The organism is Clostridium estertheticum subsp. estertheticum, assembly GCF_001877035.1.
GTDB lineage: Bacteria > Bacillota > Clostridia > Clostridiales > Clostridiaceae > Clostridium_AD > Clostridium_AD estertheticum.
The window spans coordinates 148,767-170,684 of the sequence record NZ_CP015756.1 but is presented as its reverse complement, the minus strand read 5'-3'; the positions used below and the strand labels follow the sequence as shown (position 1 = coordinate 170,684).

Sequence of the window (21,918 nt, the reverse complement as noted above, 5' to 3'; positions counted from 1 at the left end):
ACCTTATCTTATTTATTTCCTAATTTTATAGATTATATCCAAATTTTACAGCTAATAAAAAGGGAGTATGTGGCACTCGTCACATACTCCCTTTTGCTATTATTAATTATAACTTAACTAAATCTAATTGTAAGTCCTCACCATTTATCTTTACCGTCTTGTATTCTCTATCTTTGTTATATAGAATTTCCACAGATAAAGTATCTTTTTTAATTTGATCTTCAAATTTAGCTATTACATTTTGAAGCATTTCATTTCCAGATACGTATATTGTAATCTTATCAGCAACTTCAAAACCACTTTCTTTTCTCATGTTTTGAATTTTGCTTAAGATTTCACGTACGTTTCCTTCTTCTTTAAGCTCATCAGTTATGTGAGTTATTAATACTACTCCCATTTCGCCTTCGCCAGCAAAAGCATATCCTTCAAGTCCTTGCATTGTAACAAGTAATTTCTCACTATCTAATTCTATTTCAGTTCCATTTACATCGATAGTAACTACATTACCCTTATTTATAGTTTGAGCAAGTTCCATTTGGTTCATTGCGCCAATAGCTTTTTTTATACCAGGTATTAATCTGCCATATGGTTTTCCAAGTACTGGTAAATTAGGTTTAATTTCAAATTTAACATATTTAGAAATATCAGCTCCTAGCTCTACTTCTTTAATGTTAAGTTCTTCTTTAACTATCTGTCCATAATACTCTGGAAGAGATTTAGAACTAACAAGCATCTTAGAAAGTGGCTGTCTATTTTTTATATTAGCAGCATTTCGTGCACTTCTTCCTAATTTAACAGTTCTATAAGCCACATCCATTTCTTCTTCTAATGCCTTATCTACTTGATCTTCTCTATATTCAGGCCAAGCACATAAATGGATACTTTCTGGCGCTTTTTTGTCAAAAGCAACTACTAAATTCTGATATAGTTCTTCTGTTATAAACGGTATAAATGGTGCAGATATTTTTGCAAAAGTTGTGATAACTCTATATAGCGTCATATAAGCGCCTATCTTATCCTCTGTAAGTGACTCTACCCAGTATCTTGATCTATTACGTCTTACATACCAATTAGAAAGTTCCTCAATAAAGTCTTCTAGTTCAAGTGCTCCTTGAGTTATTCTATAGTTAGTTAAGTGCTCATCTATATCTTTCACTAATGAATTTAATTTTGACATCATCCATTTGTCCATAATATTAACTGATTCAAAGCTTTCATATTTAGTAGGGTCAAAATTATCAATATCAGCATATAAAATGTAGAATGAGTATACATTCCAAAGTGTTCCTATGAACTTTCTTTGTGCATCTATAACTGCACCCTCATAAAATCTTGATGGTAACCATGGTGCACTAGCTGTATAGAAATACCATCTAAGAGCATCTGCGCCTTGATTTTCGAGAATCGTAAATGGACTTAACACATTACCCTTATGTTTAGACATTTTAAGTCCGTTTTTATCTAATACATGGCCTAGTACTATACAGTTTTCAAATGGGTTTGTATCAAATACAGTAGTAGATATTGCAAGTAATGTATAGAACCATCCTCTTGTTTGATCCACTGCCTCTGAAATAAATTGAGCTGGGAAATTAGCTTCAAATACTTCTTTGTTTTCAAATGGATAGTGATGTTGAGCAAATGGCATTGATCCTGAATCAAACCAACAATCTATGACTTCTTCTACCCTAGTCATAGTTTTTCCGCATTCAGGACACTTTAAGTGAACATTATCTATATATGGTTTATGAAGTTCTATTCCGCCAGGTACATCTATTCCTTTCTCATTAAGTTCCGCTATGCTTCCTATAAGTTCACGATGTCCGCATTCGCATTCCCATATTGGAAGTGGAGTTCCCCAATACCTTGTTCTACTTATACTCCAATCTATAACGCCTTCAAGGAATTTACCCATTCTCCCTGTTCGTACGTTGTCTGGCATCCAATTGACCTTATTGTTATTTTCTATAAGTTTGTCTCTCATAGAAGACATTCTTACAAACCAGCTTTCTCTTGGATAATATAAAAGTGGTGTATCACATCTCCAACAATGTGGATATGAATGTTCAAATTTCTCTGCTTTATATAAAACATTATTTTCTTTTAAGTATTCTAATATCTTAGCATCTGCATCTTTAACAAAAATGCCTTTCCATGGAGTAACACAGTCAACAAACTTACCTTCCACGTCAACTAAGTTAATAAGTGGCAAGTCATATTTCTTACCAAGTAAGTTATCATCTTCACCATATGCTGGTGCAATATGAACTATCCCTGTACCATCAGAAAGAGTTACAAAATCTCCATGAACTACATAGAAAGCTTTTTCTTTTGGTGTATAGAAATCAAACATTTGCTCATATTCAAGGCCCAGTAAAGCTTCTCCTTTAAATTCACGTACTACTTCATACTCTCCCTCGAGTTTACTTAATAAATCTCTTGAGAGTATTAAAGTTTCACCTTCTTGGACAGCTTCAACATAATCATATTTTTTATTAACTGCAAGTGCTACATTACTTGGAAGTGTCCAAGGAGTCGTAGTCCATACAAGTATGTATTTATCTTCATTTTTCACTTTGAATTTTACGTATGCTGACATTTCTTTTACATCTTTATATCCTTGAGCTACTTCATGAGAAGATAAAGAAGTTCCACATCTCGGGCAATAAGGCATTACCTTATGACCTTTGTATAATAGATCTTTATCCCACATTTGTTTTAATGCCCACCAAACTGATTCAATATAATCATTATGATAAGTTACATAAGGGTTATCCATATCAACCCAATATCCTACTCTCTCAGACATTTCTTTCCACATATTAACGTAACTAAAAACACTAGCCTTACATTCTTCAACGAATTTTTCTACTCCGTATGCTTCTATGCCTGGCTTGCCGTCGATTCCAAGTTTCTTTTCTATTTCAAGTTCTACTGGTAATCCATGAGTATCCCATCCAGCTTTTCTTGGAACATTATATCCCTTCATTACCTTATATCTTGGTATTAAATCCTTCATAACTCTAGTTAAAACGTGACCTATATGTGGTTTACCATTTGCTGTTGGTGGACCATCATAGAAAGTAAAGGTCTTTCCCTCTTTATTTAAGTCAAAATTCTTTTGAATGATATCTTTTTCTTTCCAAAGCTTAAGTACATCATTTTCTATGTCCATAAAGTTTTTAGAAGGATCAATTTTTTTATACATAATAAAACTCCTTTTTCAATTTTATTTGATAATAACCAATTAGACATGTAGAACTTTTCATCTTAATTGTTTTTACCTTTATTAGATATTAATTGAAACTACATTTTTAAATATAAAAACTCCGCCCTATTTAATAGGGCGAAGTTAAATTCGCTAAACCACCTATAACACAAATATAAAGTCAAGTACAATTATACCTTATTCTTTAACGCAGAAATACGGATAAGCTTACTAAACTTTCAGCTCTCAGCTCATAGGTGATTTTCTTTAAACCTTCACTATGGGTTTTCACCTTTCCCCACTCTCTTTAAGTTACTTGCTTAAATACTTTTCCTAATCAAAGCTTTTAATTAGTCATAATTAATATAACTTCTTACCATTATATTATAATGGATTTTTGTTGTCAATTTGTTTTTGAATTTTCTTACAATTAATATGCTCAAAAACTACTTATTTAAATCTTTTGATCCATATTAAAAAATAAAAGCCTCAATATTTGTTAAGTATTATTATACAATGCTTGCAATAACTGCTATGATTATTCATTTCGCACATTTCCCTAGATATATGTGATATAATATTAGTTAAAAATGAATACAAAAATATAAATGCTTTTAAAATTTGTTTATTTAATGAATTTACGTTTTCATCAACTTGCAAAATACTATCATTATTTCGTAATTAATTAAAATTCTTGATGTTTTGTATTGACACAAATTCATTTTTGTAATAAAATCATTTTATTTACTACTATAATTTAGTTATGTATTAATATGCATTTTACATACCTATGTGTATTCAAATTATCACAAACAATTTAAACATTTTTATTAAAAATTCTATTAATTAAAATGTCAATTAAATATATATTTAAAGGAGGACTATTATTTTGAAAAAATTAATTTATGTAATCCCTAAAGAAAAACATTCTGAAAAGGACATTAAAGACATCCTACTTGCACACTCTGAGGTGAAATTCGTTTCCCTTGTTGGTATTGACTTATCGGGTAATGACACTGATGAGAGAATTCCAATGAAAATATTTTTGGATGATATCAGTGGTTTCTCAAATGGTGTTATTCAAACTGATGGTTCATCTGTAGTATTGCCAGGTATCGCAACTCTAAACAATGCTAAATTGGATATGCTTGCAGATGCTGACTGTAATTGGTACATTGATTATAATTATGAAAATATTGACCCTGAAACACAACTACCAATAGGTACCTTAAAAGTTCCATGTACATTATTACATGATAAAATTCCAGTAGATTCAAGATCAATCCTAAAGAGATCTGTTGAAACTTTTAAAACAACTCTTCTTGATTTACTTAAAGAAAATCCATCTGCTTTAAGTTCTTTTGATTTTGAATATAAAGATATTGATAATTTAATGCTCACATCTGCTACTGAGTTAGAATTTTGGGTAAAAACTCCTAATGATAAGGCTGATATAGAAGAACTTTCTACATCTCAAGTACTAAAAGAGCAATATTGGAGTAAAACTAAAGGAAACGTTAGAACAGCCCTTGAACAAACTCTTCTATTAATGCAAGAATATGGTTTCGAACCTGAAATGGGACATAAAGAAGTTGGCGGAGTAAAAGCTCAAATAGGTGAAGCTGGTTCTCTTACACATATTATGGAACAACTTGAAATAGATTGGAAATACTCTGATGCTCTTCAATGTGCAGATAATGAGTTATTCATTAGAAATTTAGTAAAAGAAACATTCAGAATTAACGGTTTAGATGTTAACTTTTTAGCAAAACCTGTTCATGATGTAGCCGGCAGTGGTGAACATACTCATATTGGAATCGCTGTAAAATTAAAGAGTGGAAAGAGAGTTAACTTATTCAATTCCGATAACAACCACTTCCTAAGTACTTTAGGTTATGCTTCAGTAATGGGTGTACTTAAAAATTATGAAGTAATAAACCCATTTGTTTCTTCAACAAATGATTCTTTAAGAAGATTAAAAGTTGGTTTTGAGGCTCCTATATGTATAGTAACATCACTTGGTCACAGCGTTGATGTTCCATCTAGAAATAGATCTATACTACTCGCATTAATAAGAGATCTTGATAATCCACTTGCTACAAGGTTTGAACTTCGCGCTCCATGCCCACATACTAATACTTACCTTGCTTTATCTACTTTATACATGGGTATGCTTGATGGTATAGTATACGCAATCAAAAATAATAAATCAGAAGATGATCTTTTGAAAGAATTATCTAAAGCACCAGGAGACGACGCAGATTATTTAGAAAAAGATAGAGCTTACAGAAGTGAAGAAGATGTATTTGAATACTATACTGAAGCGCAGCGTGCAGATTACTTTGGTAAAGCACCTAAAACTGTTTATGAAAATGTTAGTTCACTAGACGAATTTCCAACTAAACTTGAAATTCTTAAAACTGGCGGTGTATTTACTACTAGCATAATAAATAGTTTTAGAATGGCAATAACATCTAGATGGGTTACTGAAATAAACAATAGATTGTTAAACAATTATGCAGAAGAAATTAGAAAGTGTAAAATGATTCACACTGCTGAAAAAGCTTTAGATTTAGACTTAGCAAATTGGCAAAAAGTTAATGATCTAAGACATGCTCTTATGAAAGATACTTATTCTAAAACTAGTCTATTTACTAAGATAAACGAAGCTTCAAACATTGAAAATTACAAGGAACTTTCTACATTACAAATACAATTAGATGCACAAATCGAAGAACTTAGATTCTGTTATTCTAACTATAAAAAGAATTTACTAGATATATAATAAATTTTAAACTTATATAATATTAATCACAAAAACAACCTCAATAGTATTTTACTATTGAGGTTGTTTTTTGTGATTTTACTTTAAGCATTTAAATAATAATTAATAAGTTATGCTTGTTATTCCTAAAGTATTAAGAATACCTTTTGCTATTGCATTAGCTACTTTAGTTTGGTATGCTGCGTTATTTAATAGTTTTTCTTGTGCTGAATTAGAAATAAATCCAGTTTCTACAAGTACAGCTGTAGCATCCGTATTTTTTATAACATAATAATTTGCAGTTCTAATTCCCCTATCTGTTGATCCAGTTGCATTCACTATATTAGTCTGAATTGCTTGTGCAAGTTTTGATGAAGCTGCGCTCCCCGCATAAGTATAAGTTTCAGTGCCGCTAGCTGATACAGCATCGGCACTATTCGCATGAATACTTACAAAATAATTTGGTTTAGCATTATTAGAAATATCACATATTGCTTGAAGGTTCTGTGTAACATTGCTTGTCCAGCTTACTTTGTCACTATTTCTTGTGTATATTGTCTCAACATTATTTTTCGTTAATACCGCTCCCACTTTTAAAGCAATGGCAAGATTTACGGTTTTTTCCATAACGCCTGTTGGTCCTACTGCTCCAGAATCATATCCTCCATGACCTGGATCTAAAACTACCTTGTACTTTGACGTAGTAGGTGCTGCTTTTACAGTAATATCAGCCTTTGCATTAATAACTGCTCCAACCACAGTTCCATAGTAGGTAGTGGATCCTACAACACTTGTAGCAACTGATTTAAGCCATGACACACTAACCGTTTGTTTTGAACCATTACTCATAATTGCCGTTACAGTTTTGGGTAATGTATATGTACCCCCTACTGTTACACTACCTGTTATATCTGGTATTGAAGATATTTTTAAGGTATTGTCATAAGTAGTATCAGTATTTGCAAAGCCAGCATAATTCATTAAACCATTAGCTATAGCTTTTGCAGCATTATTTTGATACTGTGCACTTATAAGCAATGACTGTTCAGCTGGATTGGATAAGAAACCCAGATATGTTACTATTGAAGGACAACTTGTCTTATTTAATATTGTAGTACTTCCTACTTGTATCCCTCTATCTTTAGCCTGTGTTGCTTTTATTAATTCGGCTTGAACGAAGGTCGCAAGCGTCTTATTCTTACTAAGACCCGTTGTATAATATGTTTCAATTCCATTGGCAGTATTTACATCTGAATCATTGGTGTTTATGCTTAAAAACACGTTCGCATTAGCATTCTTAGCTATCAACGCTTTTGCGTCATCTTCACCACTCTGAGTCCAAGCTACTGAATCTGTAGTTCTTGTATACACTACATTAAATCCTCTTGCTTTTAGTATACTACCCAATTTTAATGCTGTACTTAAATTTATATCCTTAGCCTTAATTCCACTTGAGCCTTTAATTACGCTATAGTATTGACCAGGATCAATACATACAGTAAATTCACTTGGTTTTGTAGGTTCGCTTTTAGCAGGTTCACTTTTAGTAGTAAAATTCATCCTAACTTCACTTGGAAGAAATTTTCCATCAGAAGACTTAACCTGATCTGTAACTATTAAAGTATATGTCTTATTATATTCATAATCTTTCACTGGTTGGACCACTACATTTTTATTATTATTTTCTAAACTAACTTTAATATCTATGTAATTACCATCTTGGGAAAGCACCTTAATATTTGTGGTGTTCACCGTAGTTGTACTAAGTACCTTGTTAAAACTTACTGTCCAAGGCTTACTAACTACTACATCTTTTTTAGAATCCATATTTGTTACTGTACTAGCCTTTGCTATTGTTTGCATAGGTATACACACAACTAAAGCTAAAATCATAATTATAAATGTTTTAAAAATCTTTTTCATATAATCCCTCCTAAATCCTCATAATTGCTGAACAAAATCATTACAATAATTCACAATATATTTTAACTATTCATTAAAAATCTGCTTCTTTAAATTTTTATAGTTTATTACTCTATAAATAGTGGCATAATTTAATTATAAATAGTATTATAAAATATTCATTCACTATAAGATACGTTCCATTTAAATAATGGTTTCAGTTTATGTAAATAAATACATTTTTTTTAAAGAAGGGAGGAATTACATGAAAATCACTTGGCTAGGTCATTCATGTTTTCTTTTAGAAGATTCAAAAGGTAATAAGATTTTAACGGATCCATTTGATGCTACTTTAGGTTATAAAATTTATAAAGGTAGCCCCGATATTGTAACTATAAGCCATCAACATTTTGATCATAATTACACTAGAGAACTTACTAGCAATTATAAAATTGTAAATAGGATTGGTATGTCCACTATTTATGATATACCTATAAAAGGTATTCCTTCTTATCATGACAAAAATAAGGGTGCAAAACGTGGTGAAAACATAATATTCACCTTTACAATGGATGGGTACTCAGTGTGTCATTTAGGTGATTTAGGTCACACCCTTTCTAATGATGATCTTCATGCTATTGGTTCTATAGATATACTGTTTGTTCCTGTAGGCGGTAACTACACACTAGACGGAAAAGAGGCCTCACAAGTTACTAAGAAAATAAATCCTAAAATAGTTATACCTATGCACTACAAAACATCCCAGGTGTCTCTCCCTTTAGATGGTATCGAAAAATTTCTTATATATATGAAAAATGCCACAAAAACAGGTAGTAATACCTTAGTAATTGATGATAAAATGACCGACTCTCTAGCCGTTAAAATATTAAATTTTGTTTAACAGATAAATACTTTATATTTACATTTATATTAATTAGTTCCAATGCATACATATTTAATATAAACTACTATAAATATGATAAATATATTTATTTTTTTCTAAAATCTATTTAAAAATATACTAAAGTGTAGTATCATTATAATTATATTATGAATGTTACAAATTTTTTTATTCAGGAGGAAAGTTATATGAAAACAGGTACAGTTAAATGGTTTAATTCAGAAAAAGGGTTTGGATTTTTATCAGTAGAAGGAGAAGAGGATGTATTCGTACATTTCTCAGCTATTCAAGGAGACGGATACAAATCTTTAGAAGAAGGACAACAAGTCCAATTTGAAATAACTACTGGCGCTAGAGGCCCTCAAGCTTCAAACGTTACTAGATTGTAATTCAAAATCTAATTAATCTATAATAATTTATATTATAGAAAAAAAACCTATCACCTTGTGATAGGTTTTTTTTAATTTAGTTGCAAAAACAAGCAGCAAGGCTTATATGAAGAAATATCACATCTCATACATCATATTCAGTTTTACCTTGGATAATAACTTATCGTATTTAAAACTAACCACAATGTCAAATAAGCCCCTATATATAATTATTAATAGTTTAAGACATCTCTGTATATAATTTATAATAACATTATAACTTTCTTGAATATAATAGTGTCTTTTGCTAAAACTATAGTAAGGCTATTTATGAAAGGATGTTTTTATAATGTTTGGAAAAATAATAGATATGAACAGTACAGATGCTTTTATAAATTTTCAAGATGGAACTACTATAGATGTAAGCATAACTCGATTACCTAGAAATTCAAAAATAGGAGATACTATCGATTTAGATAATTCTAATTTCACTAATATATTTAAGAATGATATGTTTAATCTTTTTTAATAGAATTTCAATAAAACGAACTGTACTTATTTTTATAAATACAGTTCTTGTACTATTTAGAAGTATTTTTTTTTATTTTTTCAAAATTAAATAATAAAATTCCAATGATTAAGACAAACAAACTAATAAATTGAGATGTAGAAAATATTGCTACACTTCCTCTTGGGTCACCCCTTAAAAACTCAATTAAAAATCTTCCTACACTATATATAATAAGATAAAGAGAAAACACTCTTCCTTTTTTTCTTTCTCGTCTATCATACCAAAGTAAAAATAATGCTAACATAAAATCAAATATTGAAGAAAAAATTTGCGTTGGTATTAAAGATACATTTGCAGGTGCAAAGAGTGAATTGTTAAACTCTACTCCTATTGGTAGTGAAGTGACCTTACCATAGCAACATCCAGCTAGAAAACATCCTATCCTACCAAATCCCTGTGCTAGCGGTAAACTTGGAACTAATAAATCAAGCACACTAAGCGTATCCCAATTCTTTTTTTTGCTATAGATATAAATTCCTAATATGCCTCCTAAAATAGCTCCATAAATAACAAAACCATTTCCAACATCTTTTAATACTGAAGGATTTTGTAATACTTCTTTAATATCTGTAATTATGTACATTACCTTTCCGCCTATTACTCCACAAATTATTGTGAGTATAGCCATATCCCAAATATTGTCCTCATTATATTGTTCTTTCTTACTTCTGCAAGATAATAAGCAAAGTGCTGAAAGTATTCCTATCATTATCATTAATCCATATCCATAAATTTTCACAAAAGAAAACTCAAATAATATCGGTTTCATTTGTACCCCCCTACTAATTAAACTTATGCTTTTATTTGATCCACCCCATATACTTATCGCAATAAAACACTAAGAGAAGCATATGCTTCTCTTATAATTTTATTTACTTAATTCTTATTAGATAAATTATAATACACTAAAAAATTTAAAGCAAATATAATTAATCTTATCGTATCTTTAATGTTTCAACTATACTTTCAAAAATAGCTCCGTAGGTTTCTTTAAAATTAACATTTTTTATAAAAAATGAAAATCTATAAAACTCTTCACCATCATCAATAAAATATTCATAGGACTTATACCAATTATTGTCCGATACATTAATTAAGTATTGTACTACATATGTTTTTTTGCCATTAATAGTAGTGTCATCTATTTTATAACTTTTAATTTTATTTTGTACCTCTGATATGTTTTTACTATTATCCAAAAATGCTTTTAAGTCCTTTCTCCCTTTCCATACTTCTGCGAATCCATGAATTACTGCATCGGATGATTGAAAATCGTTGTGGTATAGAATCTCATCCCCTGAAAATTTCTTTTCGTTTGTTGTCCATCCCTTAGGCAATTTATAACTTGCTTTCCCATTTATAACCACATAATGATCCGATAACTTAATATTGTTTTCTACAAGAATAGTCACTTTTAGCTTTTGATCAAATTGTTTTGATATCCCAAGTAGTGTAATCATGAGCCCAAAAACTATTACTATAATGCCAACTTTTTTTCTGTTTATAAATATAATCTTCAATGGTTCCCCCCCAAATATTAATATTAATATACTATATGATAAATAGTATAAGAATATTAAAAAATAAAATGTGTAACTAAATTATAGTCACACATTTTATTCTTTCTATATTACTTTTTTATAGGGACAACAACTGTAGAATTTTTAAAATCATAAAACATTAACCAATGTCCCATTTCATCATTTCCCTTATCTGCAATCCAAGTCACAAAACCAGTTTTGCCTCCATAGGGCTGATGGGCTTTATTTTTACTTCCAGGGATACCATAAACTATATATTTCATTTTTCCACTTGAATCACATTTGTATCCTAGCATAAACGATTTGTAATTTCTAATATATGGATAATAACAAATCATAGGGTAATATGCTATGGTATATTTATTATAGTCACTCAAATCATACATATTCTCCAAGTTATGAACCGGTACCTTATACCATTTACACCACTTTATTTCCTTAGTAAAATCAGGTACTTGGGTGAAATCTTGAACCACTGACTTGAAGAAATCGCCCATGGCACCTTTAGGGTATTCACCTTTATAAGCATTATTCTCCTTATTATTACACTTACAGTCCTTTTGTTTTTTATCTTCTTTACATTGCTTTTTATATTTATCTCTGTTTAAATCAACAATATCTTCTGAGTTATCAATTTCATCTTTTTCTTCTAGTTTTTCTTCTGGCTTTTCTTCTAGTTTTTCTGGAATTTCACTGTCACAAATATTATCTATTCGATTAATCTCTACTTTCTCTTCTACTTCTATTTCTTCTACTTTCTCTTCTACTTTCTCTTCTACTTTTACTTCTTCATCTACATTATTCTGCTTTTCTAAAGGTAAAATATCACTACCTTTAATCCTTTGCTCAGTATCCATTTTTGGTTCTTCCACAATATTTACTTTCTTTTCTTCTACTTTCTTACCTACATTCTCTTTAACCTCTAAATGTTTGAGTGCTTCGTCGCTCTTAACCTTAATTTTTTCGATGCTTTCTTCATATTCATCAAATTCATTTTTCACTTCATCTGTTCTAGTTTCTTTAGTTTCCTTATTAGAATCCGCTAGTTTATAACTTTTCCATTCATTTGGTTTTTCAGTTGTTGAAAAACCACTCATTATTGAAATAACATTGTTATCAAGAAATTTTACAATTGCTGCTCCAATAATTTTTTCAGCGTTAATACCTGTGTCCGCTATATTATCCATATCATATTCATGAAAAATGTCTACCCTACCATGATCGTCTATGTTCAATTTACCAACTTTTATAATCTTGTTTACATCTTTTTTACCACATATTAAAATCATGTAGTAAGGTTGTTTTTCTTTCTTTAGGTTTTGTACATAGTATGAAATCTTGCATTTATTGTTTTTCATTTCAAGCTTTGCATAACCAGAAGGAATTTTATCAGACTCTAATGAATAGCCTTTTTCATCTTCTTGTAATATAATGAAATACCTACTATAATTTTTTTTAGGTGTCACCTTCTTTTACCTCCATATAAAACTTATTCATTATAATATATGAAGTATATAATAAAAAATGAACAACATATTGAAATTTATTTTATAAATCCTATTTCATCAGAAAGCAATGCGAATTCCGCAAGAGATAAAGTCTCTCCTCTTCTTTTAGGATCAATATTTGCTTTTTCAAAACATTTTAGTAACTCTTCTTTAGGAATCCCTATATCCTTAACAGAATTCCATAAAATTTTTCTTCTCATGTTAAAAGATTTTCTTACTATAGAAAAAAATAAAGCTTCATCATTAACCTTAACTTTAGGCTCCTTTAATCTATCTAATCTTATAACCATAGATTCTACCTTAGGTTCAGGCAAAAATGCTGTGGGTGGCACAAGCCGAAGTATTTTCGTATCACAATAGTACTGAACTAATATTGAAAAGGCTCCGTAAGCTTTACAGTTAGGCTCTGAATCTATCCTCTGCGCAACTTCCTTTTGTATCATTATAGTTAAAGATTTAAAATTATAACCTCCAGTAAGTAATTTAACAATTATTGGAGTAGTTAAATAATATGGTAAATTAGCAACTAATTTCACGGATTTTTCATCCCCAATTAATTCATCGAAATCTATTTTTAAAGCATCATTATGTATAAGTTCAAAATTATCGAACTCTTTAAGCTCATCTTCTAGTATCGGCAAAAGTTTATCATCTAGTTCTATAGCACAAACTCTTTTCGCTCTCCTTAAAAGAGCTCTAGTTAATGTACCAAATCCTGGTCCTATTTCTATAACAAAATCATCTTCATTAACTTCTGCACCATCTACAACATCATCAAGCACAGAGTCATCTATTAAGAAATTCTGGCCTAATCCTTTTTTAAACCTAAATTCATATTTTTTACTAACTTCACTAATCGTCAAATCCGCCATAATTCATCTCCTTGTTTATTTTTTCTAAAGCCTCTATAAATTCTTCTTTTATAATTCCATAGTTATTTAACCTAGTCAAAAATTGTGACGCATTTCCATACCCTATACCTAATTCATTTCCCAGAGCATCTCGTCTTTCCCTTGCCTTGATATCCGCTGTTAACTTGAAAAATATCATATCATGCACATCAAATTCTTTTCTTTTCTCTTGCACTTCAAATTTTGCAGCTTCAAGTGCTCTTAATATTGTTTCAGGTGATGCATTTTCAACGCCTATATCTCCATCCTTAGTTCCTTCTTTTTGAGATATGTATGCATGCTTTACATTCGCTACCCTTTTAGTAATAATTCTTCTTATTTTTTCTCCAGCAAAGTCTGGATCAGTAAAAATTATTACACCTTTTCTCTTTTGAGCTTCTCTTATTTTGTTAATTACCTTTTCGTTAATTCCAAATCCGCCTACGGAAATGAGTTCAGCCTCTACTGCTCTTTTAACCGCTGTAACATCATCGCGTCCTTCAACTACTATCACTTCTTTAATCATATTATCCCCCTTGCTATTTATCGCGAGAGATTCCAAATAATAACTGTCATCTCAAGTGCTATTCTAAACTAAGACCATATCCACTATTATATAATTATAATAAAGAACTCTCTTAGTGTTTCCTTCTATTACTGTATATATAATACCATTTTAATTATTAATAATAAACTATAAGACAAAAAAAAAGGAGCTTATGCTCCTATTCCATAATATAGATACTAACATTTCGTGCTCCCCAACCCCACATTTCATCACTGGAATCGAAATACAAATCTATGTGATTACCCTTTATAGCCCCGCCTATGTCTTCTGCAATGGCATATCCATATCCATCTACATAAACTTTAGAACCTAGAGGTATAACCCTAGGATCAACAGCTATAGTACTGTATCCATCAGCGTTTCTTTTTGCTCGTACCCCAGTGGATGTTATACCTAATGCAGGGTCATCCGGACCTTTGCCCGTACAACTATAATCAGCAGTATATGCTGTTGCCCTTACACTCAGTTTCCTAGAGTAACGAACGTTTCCTCCACGAGATGCGGTATAAACGTTAGTAGTTCCTAATGCAACTATTTGTTTAACAGGCTCTGATTTAAGTTTTTCACTAATTAATTTTCTTGATATCTCTTTTCCATTTTCATAGACAACAGATGAAGTTATAACCTTCTGACCCGCTTTACCCTTTTGAATAACTTTCTTTACACCCTTATCTAGCTCATCACTATTTTTGGTTTCGGTTGCAAAATTTACTGCTTTTGTCTCTTCAAGTGTCTTGGTGTTTACTCTTGTTATTACTACTTGTAACCCAGATGTTAAATCCTTGCTTTTTGATGGAGTAATTTTGTCTGCTCCGCTCAATACAATTTTTTCTGCTTTAAGCATATCTTCTACTGTATTTTCAGCAGTTAGAATATTGTATTTTTTCCCATCGACTTCTACTTTAACATTTACAGCCTTTTTTATATATATTTTATCTCCGTCTTTTACTTTACTGTCTAAACTAACTGTTATTTGATCCTTTGCCCCTAATGCTATATTATTACTTTTTAGTATTTGTGTAACATTACTTTTTAGAGTAATAACTTGTATAGCCTTACCATCAACAATAACAGATATAGCTTTTTTCATGTTAAATATAGTCACCGTAACGCACATTACTAATAGCATTACTACAAAAACTGTCTTGGGTCCGTTCGAAAAATAGTTCTTAATGTTATTCTTCACGTTTCTCATCATAAAAATTCCCTCCCTTAGTCAAGAGCACTTGGGTATTATACCTTGAAGCAACAATTATGTCAAATTTCCGACCCATTGTTCTAAGTTTTGACTGATAATGCATTATTATGCATACAATTATAATATTTAATTATAATTACAGAATAAATTAATTAACCCAGTCCTGAGGGTAAACCGGCAAAACAATATTTGCCATTAAAATTATATGTTTAAATTTAATTTTAATTACAAATATTTAAGTGTAAAAATATTCCATTAATTAAGTATAACTTATTTTACTCTATTTTAATATTTTTAGCAAATGTTTTATATTGTAAATTGTTGCATCTTCGATTTCTTTGATAGTTTTCTCCTTAACTTCCGCTATTTTTTCTATTATATATTTAATATAATCAGATTCATTCCTTTTCCCTCTAAGAGGAACCGGTGCCATGTATGGACAATCTGTTTCTACAAGTATTCTATTCATTGGTACCTCTCTTGCAACCTCTGCTGTTTTCTTTGCATTTTTAAAGGTTATAACTCCAGTAAATCCTATATAATAACCGAGCTTCAAACACTCCCTCGCGAATTCAACACTTCCAGAGAAACAATGAATTACACCTGTCACCTGCGGAAATTCTTTTAGTATATCTAAAGTATCTTTATGAGCATCCCTATCATGTATAACCACCGGTAATTTAAGTTCTTTTGCAAGTTCCATTTGAAGTTTAAATGCTGCCTTTTGTATTTCTCTATCTGGGTTTTCTTCAGTATGGTAATCGAGTCCTATTTCCCCAATAGCTCTAACTTTTGGCTGATGTGTTAAATCTCTTAATTCATTGATAACTTCATCATTAACAATATTTGCATATTCAGGATGTATTCCAACGGCTGAATATATAAAATCATATTTATTAGATAATTGTACTGACATTCTTGCTCCCTCAAGTGATGCACCGCAGTTTAATACTCCTATTACCCCTTTATCATTTAACCCCATTATTACCTTTTCTCTATCTTCATTAAAAGCTTCATCATCATAATGTGCATGTGAATCAAATATCATAATATCTACTGCATTAAATCACTAATTCAACTCTTTAATATAAGCTACTTTAGAGTGTAATCTAATAACAGTTTTCACCATCCCTTCTATTTACTTATAGATTTAAAATATACTCGAAATATATGTTAGATATTATATCACTAACATTGAAATAAGTAAAAGCCACTTCCTAGCGGAAGTGGCTTTTGCTTAATAACAAATAATATACTACATTGAACCTAGTATAGGTGATAATAATCCCATAATTGCACCAAGTAATGCTCCAAGCCAAGTTATAGCATTAAGCTCTTTACTCGCTATTTCGAGTATAATTCTCTCTGAAAAAGCTACATCGAATTCATTGATTTTTTCTTCGACTATTTTGGCTATATCTAACACTTCAATTACTTCTGGTGCCTTATTCTCTATGAATTTATTATATACTGTTTTAACTACTTTAGAAACAGATTTGGTAACCTTATCTCCCTCTCCTTTAAATATTGATTTCATCTCTGTATGTAACAATCTATTAATCATTACGCCTACTATTTCATTAATCTTTGATTTAGTAGACTCATTTTCAATAATACTATTTATTCGACTCTTTATAAATCCCTCTATTACACTTTTGTATTCTATCCCTGTCTTTTCGAGCAATTCTGCTACAGATATGTAGCTATTGAACTTACTCTCAAGTTTTTCAAAGGTGCTTAAGATAAGTTCTTTATCTACAATTCTAGTTGTAAACAAATTTATTAATGGTTCAATAACATTATCAATTCCCTCTTTTGGCAAATCAAAAACAACACTAGATATTGAATTTTCAAGCAATTTGTCTATTATATCATTAATAATTAGAGCAATGTCATTATGATTTTCAACATTATCTAAGTATTCATCTATACCAATTACAACTTTTTCAAAAACGCTATCCTTACTGATAAACATGGCTATCATTGGGCTTAGTTTAGTCGATATTGTTTCATCAACAATTTTTCTTAATTTTTCACTATTTTTTTCTTCTTTAATCATTTTTTTTATTTCCATAGCAATATTATATCTTTTACCATAAACATATACTTTTAAGCTATTTGTTATCTCACCAGGTATAACATCTTCAATTTTTTTGTCTAAAAGCACTAGTTCAGCTACCTTAGCTTTTAACATATTTTGAATACCTTTGTAGAAATCTTGTGAATCCTTATACTCTATAACTAAATTTAATACTTTGTTTTTTATTGAATTATATAATTCACTCTCACAAATAGCTTGTGGTTTTGCCTTTATTTCTGACATTATCTGTGCATATACATACTTAGCTATGCCATCTCTAACTTGCACGTCGTTTATATAGTTTATAAGTGATTTTGAGACATTACTTATAGTACTTTGGCTAATATTACAATACTCATCGCCTAATATGTCCTTTAGCTCACTTTCTACTGTAGCATTGCTATTTTTCATAGTGCTAACCTTACCTTGCACCCAATTATCCAATTGATGATCCATCTCTTCGCTACATAAGGATTTCAAAATTGTTTCCTTTGTTAAAAGATGCTGACCTATAGATTCACCTACGCTCCTTGCAATTCTAGACTTTTCCTTTGGAATAAGTCCTGGCGTAAACGGTACTTTAATATTAAATATTCTAATTTCTTTATGTGGTCTAAACAGCATCTTTATAGCTAACCAATTAGTTATATACCCGATAATGGCTCCGACTAAGGAACCCATAATAAACTTCATGTTATTTCCTCCTCATAATTTCAAGTATAAATAAGCAATTACAAATCTACCTCACTGTGCTTCCAGTTGGTAACTCACCAGGTATAGATATTGTAAATAGTTTACTATCGTCATCTGTCGAGGCTGCAATTATCATTCCCTGTGATAACTCGCCTCTTAAATTAACGGGTTTTAAATTAGCCACTAATACTACATACTTTCCGATAAGGTCTTCTGGCTTATAATTCATAGCTATTCCCGAAATTACTTGCCTTACTTCCCCACCTAAATCTACTTTTAACTTTAGGAGTTTTTTTGTTTTTTTCATTTGCACGCATTCCAATACTTTAACAACTCTCATATCTATTTTATCAAAATCTTCTATAGTAATTTCTTCTTTTATTGGCAACATTGTAGGTTTCCTCGCTAGTTTTCTTTCTTCTTCTACAAGTAGATTAAGCTCTTCTATTTTAGCCTCTACATCTATTCTTGGAAACATTACGTCACCTTTATTAACTTTTGTTCCAGCTATAGTTCCATCAAATGATGATAAACTATCCCATGTAACCACATCGGTATTTATTTGAGCATTTATCTTCTTACTTGTAGTAGGTAAAAATGCTGATATCAATACTGATGTCATTCTTAAAGATTCTACTAAATTGTAAAGTACTGTACCTAGTCTTCCCTTTTGAGCTTCGTCTTTCCCAAGGATCCAAGGTGTTGTTTCATCTATATATTTATTAGTTCTCCTAATGAGTGTCCAAACATGATCCAGTGCTTCAGGAATTTTAAGGTCATCTATAGCACTTTCTACCTTACTTGGAATTGAGAGAGCAAGTTCTATAAGTTCATTATCCACATCAGCCGTTTCATCTGGTTTTGGTATAACTCCATCAAAATATTTCTCTATCATTGTTACTGTTCTAGATAATAAATTACCTAAATCATTAGCTAGATCTGAATTTGTTTTCTTTATAAATATTTCATTAGTAAATATTCCATCAGAACCAAATGGTATTTCATGAAGCAAATAATATCTTACAGCATCCACTCCAAAATGATCAACTAGTATTACAGGATCTACTACGTTTCCTTTAGATTTTGACATTTTTACTCCACCATCAAAAAGAAGCCATCCATGACCAAATACTTGTTTCGGAAGAGGTAGCCCTAGTGCCATAAGCATTATTGGCCAATAAATTGTATGAAATCTTAATATATCTTTACCTATTAAATGTATATCGCAAGGCCAGTATTTATCATATAGAGTTGTATCCTCACCATTATAGCCAAGCGCAGTTATATAGTTAGATAAAGCATCTACCCATACATATATAACATGACCTGGATCAAATTCTACAGGTATGCCCCAATTAAATGTTGTTCTTGAAACACATAAATCTTGAAGACCAGGTTTTAAAAAGTTATTTATCATTTCATTTTTTCTTGATTCTGGTTGTATAAAATCTGGATGAGTTTCAATGTATTCTATAAGTTTATCTGCATATTTAGACATTTTAAAGAAATACGCCTCTTCCTTAGCCTTCTCGACAGGTCTTCCGCAATCAGGACATTTTCCATCTACGGCTTGAGTTTCTGTCCAAAAAGATTCACAAGGAGTACAGTACCAACCTTCATATGCACCCTTATATATATCTCCTTTATCATATAACTGCTTAAATAATTTTTGAACGGCCTTTTTATGATATTCGTCAGTAGTTCTTATAAATTTATCGTATTTTATATCCATCATTTTCCATAGTTCTTGTATTCCGGCTACTACTTTATCTACATACTGTTTTGGCGTAACTCCTTTTTCTTCAGCTATCCTTTGGATCTTTTGACCATGCTCATCTGTTCCTGTTAAAAACATTACATCATAACCTGTAAGCCTTTTAAATCTAGCAATTGCATCTGCAGCTACAGTTGTATATGTATTACCGATATGTAACTTTGCTGATGGATAATAAATTGGTGTAGTAATGTAAAAAGTTTTTTTATTCATAAATTTCTCCTACCTCTCATATTTAAATTAGTTATAATTATCTTTTAAACTATTCATCTCTTTGAAGCTAAACTATTAATTTCCCGGTAAATAAAAAAAATCTCTAAACAGAAAAAGCCTTCTGTTTAGAGACGTATTTAACGTTTTACCACTCTAATTCATCCCTACATCACTATAAAGATCTCAATGGGTGACTATCATCACCTGTCAATATAACGGTTGCTACCGTATTACCTTAATAAATAAATAAAAAAGCCTATCATCACAATAATCTTTTATACTTTTTATTTGGATAATCTGCTTAGAGTCCATGTTCATAAACTACCTTGCTACTGCTTTTCACCAGCTGCAGTTCTCTTTTAACATTTCAGCTTATTACTCTTCTCATCATTGCATTTATTCAATAATAATTGTATTGCAAATAATTCACTATGTCAATAATTTTATCCTAAAAATATAAAATTATACTATAATAAGCAAATCACTCCGGAAATATCTTTAGAAGAAAAACTTAGCTATGTTAACAGCCATTATAACTGCTGTTATATCTGCGAGTATTGCGGCTAGTAATGTATGCCTAATTTTTTTTATATTTACAGCTCCAAAATACACTGTCAGTGTATAAAAAATAGTTTCCGTTGACCCCATTATTATAGATGACACACGTCCTATGTAACTATCCGCTCCATATTGCCTTATAATGTCAGTAAATACTCCCAGAGCTCCACTACCTGAGAGAGGTTTTATTAAAACTAAAGGAACAACCTCCGGCGGTAACCCAATGAACTTAACAACCGGTGTTACTAAAGAAATAAAAAAATCTAAAGCCCCTGAGGCTCTAAAAACATTAACAGCTATAATCATAGCCAAAAGATAAGGAAAAATTTTCAGGCAGATTGTTATTCCATCCTTTGCCCCTTCTACAAAACACTCATAAACCTTCACTCCTTTAATAACTCCATAAGTTACCACCAAAATAATAATAATTGGAATTATTCCTTTCAACATATATGACATTAAATCACCTATAATTACCATATTTATTCACTCTCCATTTAGATTCATATACCTGTAAAAAGGTTATCTTTCTAAAAATACTTTTGTAATATTCTGCAATAAACTACACCTAAGACTGAAGCAACACCCGTTGTAATAATTGCTGGTATTATAATAATCGCTGGATTTTGTGAATTATATGCTGCTCTTATAGATATTACTGTAGTAGGTAAAAACTGAATGCATGTTGCATTTAAAACTAAGAATAAAGCCATGTCATTACTAACTGTGTCTTTTTCTATATTCATTTTCTGCATCTCTTCCATAGCTTTTATACCAAATGGCGTAGCTGCATTAGAAAGACCCATCATATTTGCGGTTAAATTCATAGTAATACTAGACATAACTTTATTACTTTTGGAGGTTTCCTTAAAAATCATTTTTAAAATTGGCCTAAGTACCTTTGCTAATTTATCAGTTAGTCCACTTTTTTGCGCAATTTTCATTATCCCACACCAAAGGCACATCATTCCAACAAGACCCATAACTAGTTCCACAGAACTAGTTGTAGATGAAACAAGGGACTTTGACACAATTTCTCCTTTTCCAGTAAGCATTCCAATAACTATTCCGAGTGATAAAATTAAAAACCATATGATATTTATCATGTATTTTCCTCCTAGATATTAAATTGATTTATCATTGTTTTATTAATATATATGTAGCTAATTCTATAAAATTGC

Annotated in this window: 17 protein-coding genes and 1 other annotated feature; of the genes, 4 read left to right on the top strand and 13 right to left on the bottom strand. The window is 30.6% G+C overall.

What is annotated here, in order from left to right; all coding sequences use genetic code 11:
* Positions 1-106: 106 nt before the first annotated feature.
* Complete coding sequence (gene ileS / locus A7L45_RS00795; protein ID WP_071611005.1) at positions 107-3,208, bottom strand: isoleucine--tRNA ligase; 3,102 nt, start codon at positions 3,206-3,208, stop codon at positions 107-109.
* A 131-nt stretch (positions 3,209-3,339) separates the two neighbouring features.
* Positions 3,340-3,558 (bottom strand) — a binding site (T-box leader).
* 536 nt (positions 3,559-4,094) lie between these two features.
* On the opposite strand from ileS, the gene A7L45_RS00790 reads away from it, so the two are divergent.
* Entirely contained in the window at positions 4,095-5,993 is a 1,899-nt protein-coding gene (locus A7L45_RS00790) for a type I glutamate--ammonia ligase (protein WP_071611004.1), read from the top strand.
* Positions 5,994-6,095: 102 nt separating this feature from the next.
* On the opposite strand, the gene A7L45_RS00785 is transcribed toward A7L45_RS00790, so the two are convergent.
* Positions 6,096-7,895 carry an N-acetylmuramoyl-L-alanine amidase gene (locus A7L45_RS00785; protein ID WP_071611003.1) on the bottom strand — a complete coding sequence of 600 codons (1,800 nt, stop codon included), beginning with the start codon at positions 7,893-7,895 and terminating at the stop codon, positions 6,096-6,098.
* Between the two features lie 244 nt (positions 7,896-8,139).
* Here A7L45_RS00785 and A7L45_RS00780 point away from each other — a divergent pair, with 244 nt between their 5' ends.
* The 3 genes from A7L45_RS00780 (at position 8,140) to A7L45_RS00770 (ending at position 9,672) form a co-directional block, all read left to right on the top strand.
* Positions 8,140-8,775: an MBL fold metallo-hydrolase gene (locus A7L45_RS00780; protein WP_071611002.1), complete on the top strand. Its 636-nt coding sequence runs from the start codon at positions 8,140-8,142 to the stop codon at positions 8,773-8,775.
* Between the two features lie 188 nt (positions 8,776-8,963).
* Positions 8,964-9,164 (top strand): cold-shock protein, encoded by a 201-nt coding sequence (locus A7L45_RS00775; RefSeq protein WP_071611001.1) that lies wholly within the window; start codon positions 8,964-8,966, stop codon positions 9,162-9,164.
* A 328-nt stretch (positions 9,165-9,492) separates the two neighbouring features.
* Positions 9,493-9,672: a hypothetical protein gene (locus A7L45_RS00770; RefSeq protein ID WP_071611000.1), complete on the top strand. Its 180-nt coding sequence runs from the start codon at positions 9,493-9,495 to the stop codon at positions 9,670-9,672.
* A 52-nt stretch (positions 9,673-9,724) separates the two neighbouring features.
* Here the strand turns inward: A7L45_RS00770 and A7L45_RS00765 are convergent, their stop codons facing one another.
* The 11 genes from A7L45_RS00765 to A7L45_RS00715 all read right to left on the bottom strand — a co-directional run bounded on the left by A7L45_RS00765 (position 9,725) and on the right by A7L45_RS00715 (position 21,843).
* Positions 9,725-10,483: a prolipoprotein diacylglyceryl transferase gene (locus tag A7L45_RS00765; RefSeq protein WP_071610999.1), complete on the bottom strand. Its 759-nt coding sequence runs from the start codon at positions 10,481-10,483 to the stop codon at positions 9,725-9,727.
* Positions 10,484-10,649: 166 nt separating this feature from the next.
* Positions 10,650-11,234: a hypothetical protein gene (locus A7L45_RS00760; protein ID WP_071610998.1), complete on the bottom strand. Its 585-nt coding sequence runs from the start codon at positions 11,232-11,234 to the stop codon at positions 10,650-10,652.
* A 110-nt stretch (positions 11,235-11,344) separates the two neighbouring features.
* Positions 11,345-12,721 carry a DUF7922 domain-containing protein gene (locus A7L45_RS23025; protein WP_071610997.1) on the bottom strand — a complete coding sequence of 459 codons (1,377 nt, stop codon included), beginning with the start codon at positions 12,719-12,721 and terminating at the stop codon, positions 11,345-11,347.
* A gap of 77 nt (positions 12,722-12,798) precedes the next feature.
* Positions 12,799-13,635, bottom strand: coding sequence for a 16S rRNA (adenine(1518)-N(6)/adenine(1519)-N(6))-dimethyltransferase RsmA (gene rsmA, locus A7L45_RS00750; RefSeq protein WP_071610996.1), 837 nt, complete (start codon positions 13,633-13,635; stop codon positions 12,799-12,801).
* Positions 13,616-14,179, bottom strand: a complete 564-nt coding sequence (gene rnmV, locus A7L45_RS00745; RefSeq protein ID WP_071610995.1) for a ribonuclease M5 — start codon at positions 14,177-14,179, stop codon at positions 13,616-13,618. The genes rsmA and rnmV overlap by 20 nt, the downstream gene beginning before the upstream one ends.
* A 199-nt stretch (positions 14,180-14,378) precedes the next feature.
* Positions 14,379-15,419, bottom strand: coding sequence for a 3D domain-containing protein (locus A7L45_RS00740; RefSeq protein WP_071610994.1), 1,041 nt, complete (start codon positions 15,417-15,419; stop codon positions 14,379-14,381).
* A gap of 280 nt (positions 15,420-15,699) precedes the next feature.
* Entirely contained in the window at positions 15,700-16,467 is a 768-nt protein-coding gene (locus A7L45_RS00735; RefSeq protein ID WP_071610993.1) for a TatD family hydrolase, read from the bottom strand.
* Positions 16,468-16,674: 207 nt separating this feature from the next.
* Positions 16,675-18,192, bottom strand: a complete 1,518-nt coding sequence (locus tag A7L45_RS00730) for a DUF445 family protein (protein WP_071610992.1) — start codon at positions 18,190-18,192, stop codon at positions 16,675-16,677.
* Positions 18,193-18,238: 46 nt separating this feature from the next.
* Positions 18,239-20,179 carry a methionine--tRNA ligase gene (gene metG, locus A7L45_RS00725; protein WP_071610991.1) on the bottom strand — a complete coding sequence of 647 codons (1,941 nt, stop codon included), beginning with the start codon at positions 20,177-20,179 and terminating at the stop codon, positions 18,239-18,241.
* A gap of 498 nt (positions 20,180-20,677) precedes the next feature.
* Positions 20,678-21,196, bottom strand: a complete 519-nt coding sequence (locus A7L45_RS00720; protein ID WP_071614809.1) for a spore maturation protein — start codon at positions 21,194-21,196, stop codon at positions 20,678-20,680.
* Between the two features lie 71 nt (positions 21,197-21,267).
* A complete protein-coding gene (locus A7L45_RS00715) occupies positions 21,268-21,843 on the bottom strand; it encodes a nucleoside recognition domain-containing protein (protein WP_071610990.1) in 576 nt (191 codons plus the stop codon).
* Positions 21,844-21,918 lie beyond the last annotated feature (75 nt).

What these genes read in the sequence shown, in the direction of transcription:
- ileS (WP_071611005.1), bottom strand. Translation starts at nt 3,208, where the DNA reads ATGTATAAAAAAATTGATCCTTCTAAAAACTTTATGGACATAGAAAAT.
- A7L45_RS00785 (WP_071611003.1), bottom strand. Translation starts at nt 7,895, where the DNA reads ATGAAAAAGATTTTTAAAACATTTATAATTATGATTTTAGCTTTAGTT.
- A7L45_RS00780 (WP_071611002.1), top strand. Translation starts at nt 8,140, where the DNA reads ATGAAAATCACTTGGCTAGGTCATTCATGTTTTCTTTTAGAAGATTCA.
- A7L45_RS00775 (WP_071611001.1), top strand. Translation starts at nt 8,964, where the DNA reads ATGAAAACAGGTACAGTTAAATGGTTTAATTCAGAAAAAGGGTTTGGA.
- A7L45_RS00770 (WP_071611000.1), top strand. Translation starts at nt 9,493, where the DNA reads ATGTTTGGAAAAATAATAGATATGAACAGTACAGATGCTTTTATAAAT.
- A7L45_RS00765 (WP_071610999.1), bottom strand. Translation starts at nt 10,483, where the DNA reads ATGAAACCGATATTATTTGAGTTTTCTTTTGTGAAAATTTATGGATAT.
- rsmA (WP_071610996.1), bottom strand. Translation starts at nt 13,635, where the DNA reads ATGGCGGATTTGACGATTAGTGAAGTTAGTAAAAAATATGAATTTAGG.
- rnmV (WP_071610995.1), bottom strand. Translation starts at nt 14,179, where the DNA reads ATGATTAAAGAAGTGATAGTAGTTGAAGGACGCGATGATGTTACAGCG.
- A7L45_RS00740 (WP_071610994.1), bottom strand. Translation starts at nt 15,419, where the DNA reads ATGATGAGAAACGTGAAGAATAACATTAAGAACTATTTTTCGAACGGA.
- A7L45_RS00735 (WP_071610993.1), bottom strand. Translation starts at nt 16,467, where the DNA reads ATGATATTTGATTCACATGCACATTATGATGATGAAGCTTTTAATGAA.
- A7L45_RS00730 (WP_071610992.1), bottom strand. Translation starts at nt 18,192, where the DNA reads ATGAAGTTTATTATGGGTTCCTTAGTCGGAGCCATTATCGGGTATATA.
- metG (WP_071610991.1), bottom strand. Translation starts at nt 20,179, where the DNA reads ATGAATAAAAAAACTTTTTACATTACTACACCAATTTATTATCCATCA.
- A7L45_RS00720 (WP_071614809.1), bottom strand. Translation starts at nt 21,196, where the DNA reads ATGTCATATATGTTGAAAGGAATAATTCCAATTATTATTATTTTGGTG.
- A7L45_RS00715 (WP_071610990.1), bottom strand. Translation starts at nt 21,843, where the DNA reads ATGATAAATATCATATGGTTTTTAATTTTATCACTCGGAATAGTTATT.